A 262-nucleotide genomic window follows, 5' to 3' on the forward strand; every position below is an offset into this window, starting at 1 on the left:
CGCCGCTTGAACCGCCGCAGTATCCTAAAAGGTGGCACGGGATTGACGGCTGCTGCTTTTTTTGGTGCGCTGCCGTTGGTCGGTTGTAGTGACGACGATGACAGCAATACTATCAATAATAGCGCAGGCAACAATGCTGCTATTCCTGCACAGGGCGATCTTAAGCGTCCGGAAGCCTTGAAGTTTACCGCAGTAGCGCATTCCACTGCCGAAACGATGAGCGTGGCTGAAGGCTACAAAGCGGAGATGATCTTACCACTGG

At 53.4% G+C, this 262-nt stretch carries 1 protein-coding gene; it reads left to right on the plus strand.

The features are described 5' to 3' along the window. Positions 1 to 42: 42 nt before the first annotated feature. Positions 43 to 262: hypothetical protein (locus AAEZ03_RS27810; protein ID WP_350583123.1), on the plus strand; the 220-nt coding region annotated here is incomplete at its 3' end.

The organism is Pseudomonas sp. HY2-MNA-CIBAN-0224 (genome assembly GCF_040310285.1).
In the GTDB taxonomy this organism is placed as follows: Bacteria; Pseudomonadota; Gammaproteobacteria; order Pseudomonadales; family Pseudomonadaceae; genus Aquipseudomonas; species Aquipseudomonas helleri.